The sequence below is a fragment of the Actinoplanes philippinensis genome, from assembly GCF_900113015.1.
Lineage (GTDB): Bacteria > Actinomycetota > Actinomycetes > Mycobacteriales > Micromonosporaceae > Actinoplanes > Actinoplanes philippinensis.
This window is the reverse complement of record NZ_FONV01000048.1, coordinates 1-5,662: the sequence shown is the minus strand read 5'-3', so window position 1 is coordinate 5,662 and position 5,662 is coordinate 1. Positions and strand designations below refer to the sequence as shown.

General features: G+C 69.6%; 4 protein-coding genes. 3 read left to right on the top strand and 1 reads right to left on the bottom strand.

Annotated elements, in window-relative coordinates:
* Positions 1-168: 168 nt before the first annotated feature.
* Positions 169-933 carry a hypothetical protein gene (locus BM290_RS46895; protein WP_239144155.1) on the bottom strand — a complete coding sequence of 255 codons (765 nt, stop codon included), beginning with the start codon at positions 931-933 and terminating at the stop codon, positions 169-171.
* Positions 934-1,102: 169 nt separating this feature from the next.
* Between BM290_RS46895 and BM290_RS46890 the strand changes: the two genes are divergently transcribed.
* Genes BM290_RS46890 through BM290_RS46880 form a run of 3 tightly spaced genes read left to right on the top strand, consistent with a single transcriptional unit; the run spans position 1,103 to position 5,508 of the window.
* Positions 1,103-3,733, top strand: coding sequence for a valine--tRNA ligase (locus BM290_RS46890; protein WP_093622503.1), 2,631 nt, complete (start codon positions 1,103-1,105; stop codon positions 3,731-3,733).
* Between the two features lie 54 nt (positions 3,734-3,787).
* The gene (locus BM290_RS46885; RefSeq protein WP_093622504.1) at positions 3,788-5,116 is read left to right on the top strand and encodes a bifunctional folylpolyglutamate synthase/dihydrofolate synthase; all 1,329 of its coding nucleotides are present in this window, start codon (positions 3,788-3,790) and stop codon (positions 5,114-5,116) included.
* Positions 5,113-5,508 carry a DUF4233 domain-containing protein gene (locus BM290_RS46880; protein WP_093622502.1) on the top strand — a complete coding sequence of 132 codons (396 nt, stop codon included), beginning with the start codon at positions 5,113-5,115 and terminating at the stop codon, positions 5,506-5,508. The genes BM290_RS46885 and BM290_RS46880 overlap by 4 nt, the downstream gene beginning before the upstream one ends.
* Positions 5,509-5,662: the final 154 nt, after the last annotated feature.

Below are 5,662 nucleotides of genomic sequence, written 5' to 3'. Positions count from 1 at the left end.
GGGAGAGTAGGACGCCGCCGGACTCAACGTATGGAAAGGCCCACCCGGGTGACTGGGTGGGCCTTTTCTTTTTGCCCTGACACGAGCGCGAGCCATCCCCTGGCCGGCGGTAGCGGCGCAGCCGGGGGCCGGGTGGATGCGGTTGTGGGAGTTGTGGCGCGTACCGGATCAGCGGGTTTGAATTGCGGCTCTTAAATCGCGCATCAAAGGGGCCGCTTCGGATTCGGTGCGGTTGGGGAACAGGGCCAGGGCGATGCTTCCGTGGTCGGCCCAGCCGCAGACTGTCATGTCGCCGTCGGTGGAGCGGGAGACGCCGCATTTCATGACGCCGCCGAAGTCGCCGGCGTCGACCTCTTTCAAGCCGCTCACGGCGCCCTGGTCGTCGGCCACGAGATCGAAGGACGAGTCCAGGTCGCTCTCCGGGGACCACAGCAGGGTGGTGCCGCCGAAGAAGAGGACGGAGCGTTTGTCGGCGCTGTTGTAGACGGCGCCGACCGCCTTGTCGAGGGCGATCTCGGCGGAGAGCGCGGACTGCAGGTAGTCGGCGGTCGAGGTGGCCTGCTCGCTGTCGTCGAGAGTGAAGGCGCCGATCGTCGACGGCGTGGACAGCGTGGTCTGGCGCTGCGAATTGACCCGCCAGCCGAACCACCCCAGCGTCGACGCGCCGGCCAGCGACACCAGCAGCAGGCTGGTCAGCACCACCGTGCGGGCCTTGCGGGGCCGGCCCGCGGTGTCGTCCTCCTCGGTCTCGTCGGTGAGTGGCCGGCCGGTGAGGCTGAACGGGCTGTCACCGTCGTCGCTCGCGCTGAGCTCGAGAGGGACCTCCGGCGAGGCCGGCTCGAGAGGGGCCTCCGGCGAGGCCGGGGGGACGCGGTCGGGCACGTCCTGCGCGGGGATGGCGGAGGAGGAGGTGTTCTGGCCGCGGTCCGACATCAGGCGAGCCTATCTCGCGGGAGCGAGCCGGACGGCGGGCCCGCGCAGTGATTCGTAGGATCGGGCGAAACGGGTTTCAAACGGGCGGTCACGTGGGTGTGGCGGGGGTCGCTTCCGTCGGAGGAGGTGCGAATTCGTTGCGGTCGGCGGGGCTCCGTAGACTTGTCGGGTGACCGATGCGACCGAAACCCGTACCCCCGACAGCCGGCCCACCGGTGGACTCTCCGCTCAGTACCAGCCGGGCGAGGTAGAGCAGCGGCGGTACGAGCGTTGGGTATCGGAGGGCTACTTCACCGCGGACCCGAAGAGTGACAAGCCGCCCTTCACGATCGTGATCCCGCCACCCAACGTGACCGGCTCGCTGCACGTGGGCCACGCCCTCGACCACACGATCCAGGACACCCTGGTCCGCCTCAAGCGGATGCAGGGCTTCGAGGTGCTGTGGCTGCCCGGCATGGACCACGCCGGCATCGCCACGCAGAACGTGGTGGAGCGGCAGCTCGCCGCCCAGCAGATGTCCCGGCACGACCTGGGCCGTGAGGCGTTCGTCGAGCGGGTCTGGGAGTGGAAGGCCGAGTCCGGCGGCGCGATCCTGGGCCAGATGAAGCGGCTCGGCGACTCCGTCGACTGGTCCCGCGAGCGGTTCACCATGGACGAGGGCCTGTCCCGGGCCGTTCAGACGATCTTCAAGAGGATGTATGACGACGGCCTGATCTACCGGGCCAACCGGATCATCAACTGGTGTCCCCGGTGCCTCACCGCGCTCAGTGACATCGAGGTCGAGCACAGCGACGACGAGGGCGAGCTCGTCTCGATCCGTTACGGCGAGGGGGAGAACGCGATCGTCGTCGCCACCACCCGTGCCGAGACGATGCTCGGTGACACCGCGGTGGCCGTGCACCCCGACGACGAGCGTTACAAGCACCTGGTCGGCACCGAGGTGGAGCTGCCGCTGACCGGGCGGCGCATCCCGATCGTGGCCGACGAGCACGTCGACCCGTCCTTCGGGACCGGCGCGGTGAAGGTGACGCCGGCCCACGACCCGAACGACTTCGAGATCGGCCAGCGGCACAACCTGCCCAGTCTCACCGTCATGGACGAGCGGGCGGTCATCACCGTGCCCGGGCCGTTCGAAGGTCTTGATCGGTATGAGGCGCGTCCGGCGATCGTCGCCGCGCTGCGCGAGGAGGGCCGGATCGTCGCGGAGAAGCGGCCCTACGTGCACTCGGTGGGGCACTGCTCGCGCTGCAAGACCACGGTGGAGCCGCGGCTGTCGCTGCAGTGGTTCGTCAGCACCGGGCCGCTGGCCAAGGCGGCGGGTGACGCGGTGCGCGACGGCCGGGTGAAGATCGAGCCGGCCGAGCTGTCCAAGCGCTACTTCGCCTGGGTCGACAACATGCATGACTGGTGCATCTCGCGCCAGCTGTGGTGGGGTCACCGGATTCCGGTGTGGTATGGGCCGGACGGCCAGATCGTCTGCGTCGGGCCGGACGAGCAGCCGCCGTCAGGTGAGGGCTGGCAGCAGGACGAGGACGTCCTCGACACCTGGTTCTCGTCGGGCCTGTGGCCGTTCTCCACGCTGGGCTGGCCGGAGCAGACCGCCGACCTGGAGAAGTTCTACCCGACCAGCGTGCTGGTCACCGGCTACGACATCCTGTTCTTCTGGGTCGCCCGGATGATGATGTTCGGCCTCTACGCGATGGACGGCCGGCAGCCGTTCGACGTGGTCAACCTGCACGGCATGGTCCGTGACCAGTTCGGCAAGAAGATGTCGAAGTCGTTCGGCAACGTCGTCGACCCGCTGGACTGGATCGAGCGGTACGGCGCCGACGCCACCCGCTTCACGCTGGCCCGCGGCGCCAACCCCGGCTCCGACGTGCCGATCAGCGAGGAGTGGTGTCAGGGCTCCCGCAACTTCTGCAACAAGCTGTGGAACGCGACCCGGTTCGCCCTGATGAACGGCGCCACCGTCGACGGGCCGCTGCCGGCGCCGTCGGAGCTCTCCGCGATCGACAGGTGGGTTCTTTCCCGCCTGCAGCACGTGACCGCCGAGGTCGACGGCTACTTCGCCACCTACGAGTACGCGAAGGTCTGTGACGCGCTGTACCACTTCGCGTGGGACGACGTCTGCGACTGGTATCTGGAGCTGAGCAAGCCCGTGCTCGCGGCCGGGTCCGACGTCACGAAGCGGGTGCTCGGGCACGTGCTCGACCAGTTGCTGCGCCTGCTGCACCCGGTCATTCCGTTCGTCACCGAGGAGCTGTGGATCGCGCTCACCGGCGGCGAGACGGTGATGACGGCCGCGTGGCCGGTCGTCGACCAGGCGCTGATCGACGACGCCGCCGAGGAGGAACTGGCCGCCCTGCAGAAGGTGGTCACCGAGGTCCGGCGGTTCCGGTCCGACCAGGGTCTCAAGCCGAGCCAGCGGGTCACCGCCGCGCTGACCGGCCTCGGCAACGTCGGCATCGACACGCACGAGCCGCTGATCCGGTCCCTGGCCCGGCTCGACGCGCCCGGCGCCGACTTCGCCACCACCGCGACCCTCGCGGTGACCGGCGGCATCACCGTCGACCTGGACACGCGCGGCGCCATCGACGTGGCCGCCGAGCGGGCCCGGCTGGAGAAGGACCGGGCCGCCGCCGAGAAGGAGGCGGCCCAGTGCCGGGCCAAACTCGGCAACGAGGCCTTCGTGGGCAAGGCGCCGGAGGCCGTGGTCGCGAAGATCAAGGACCGGCTGGCGGCCGCCGAGGCGGATCTCGGCCGGATCGCCGCCGCCCTGGAAGCGCTGCCTTCGGCATGACCGACTGCACCGCAGCGAAGCAAGGGCCGGGAGGGCATGCCCAGTGAGCACCGCATGAGCACCGCATACGAAGAAGTCGACGCCGCGCTGAACGAGCGCGGCTTCACCCGCATGGTCTTCGACATGCAGAAGATCCGCGATCTGGTCGACGTGCTGGGCAGCCCGCAGCGGGCCTACCCGGCCATCCACCTGACCGGCACCAACGGCAAGACCAGCACGGCCCGGATGATCGACGCGCTGCTGCAGGCGCACGGGCTGCACACCGGCCGCTACACCAGCCCGCACCTGGAGACGGTTCGCGAGCGGATTAGCCTCGACGGGGAGCCGATCTCCGAGGAGCGGTTCGTCGCCACGTACCAGGACGTGGCGCCGCTGGCCGAGCTGATCGACGCCCGCAACCCCGAGCCGCTGACCTACTTCGACATGACGACCGCCATGGCGTATGCGGCGTTCGCCGACGCGCCGGTCGACATCGCGGTCGTCGAGGTCGGGCTCGGCGGCGAGGAGGACGCCACCAACGTCATCGAGGCCGGCGTGTGCGTGCTCACCCCGATCGGGCTCGACCACACCGAGTGGCTCGGCGACACGATCGAGGACATCGCCTGGCACAAGGTCGGCATCATCCATCACGGCGCCACCGTGGTGACCGCGCTGCAGACCGAGGAGGCCATGCGGCCCATCCTGGAACGCTGCGCGGACATGGGCGCGACCCTCGCCCGTGAGGGCAGCGAGTTCGGCGTCATCGAGCGCCACCAGGCGGTCGGCGGGCAGTTGCTCAGCCTTCAGGGGCTCGGCGGCGCGTACCACGAGATCTTCCTGCCGCTCTTCGGCGCCCACCAGGCGCAGAATGCCGCCATCGCGCTCGCCGCCGTCGAGGCGTTCCTCGGCGCCGGCCCCGGCAAACAGCTCGAAGCCGACCTGGTCCGCGAAGGGTTCGCCCGGGTCGACTCGCCCGGCCGGCTCGAACGCGTCCGCAGCGCGCCGACCATCCTGCTCGACGGCGCGCACAACCCGCACGGCATGGCCGCCACGGTCGCCGCGCTGGAGGAGGAGTTCACCTTCCGGCACCTGGTCGGGGTGCTGTCGGTGCTCGGCGACAAGGACGTGACCGGCCTGCTCGAACTGCTCGAACCGGTCGTCGCCCGGCTCGTCGTGACCCAGAACAGCTCACCGCGCGCCCTCCCCGCCGTCGAGCTGGGCCGGCTCGCGATCGAGGTGTTCGGCGAGGACCGGGTCACCGTCGCCTCCGACATGCCGGACGCCATCGAAGAAGCCGTCGTCCAGGCCGAGGAGGACGCGTCCGGCGAACTCAGCGGTGTCGGCGTGCTCATCACCGGCTCGGTCGTGACCGTCGCCGACGCGCGGAAACTGCTCAAACGATGAGCGCGCCGGAGGAGGACGCGACACCGTCCGAGAGCACCCCGGCTGCCGCGCCGCTGCGTTCCGGTCTCAAAAACCCTCAGGCGGCGGTACGCGGACTGGGCGCCGGAACATTGGCGCTGGAAGTGATCGTGCTGCTCCTGACGATCGCGCCGCTGGCCGTGATTGCGGGGGACCGTAAGGGGCCGGCGATCACGGCGGCGCTCGTGGCCACGGTGGTGGCGATCGTGCTGGCCGGGTCGATGAAACGGAACTGGGCGTGGACCGCGGGGGCCGTCCTTCAGGGTCTGCTGCTGCTCGGCGGGTTCCTGCACTGGACGCTCGCCGCCGTCGGGGTGATCTTCGGGCTCACCTGGGCGTATGCGATGCATGTGCGGCGTACCATCCTGGGCTGATCAACGAGAAAGGGCGGCCGGGTTGTCCCGGCCGCCCTTCTCGTGTTTTGACCGTTCTGTGGGCAGGGTGGTCTGGCGGTGTGGTGTGGGTGTGTTCGTGGTGCGGGGTGAGGGCTGTCATTTGCCCTTGTGGATGGCATTGCGGCGGATGACT

Excerpts from the sequence above, each read along its gene's own strand:
- BM290_RS46895 (WP_239144155.1), bottom strand. The coding sequence starts at position 933 with ATGTCGGACCGCGGCCAGAACACCTCCTCCTCCGCCATCCCCGCGCAG.
- BM290_RS46885 (WP_093622504.1), top strand. The coding sequence starts at position 3,788 with ATGAGCACCGCATACGAAGAAGTCGACGCCGCGCTGAACGAGCGCGGC.
- BM290_RS46880 (WP_093622502.1), top strand. The coding sequence starts at position 5,113 with ATGAGCGCGCCGGAGGAGGACGCGACACCGTCCGAGAGCACCCCGGCT.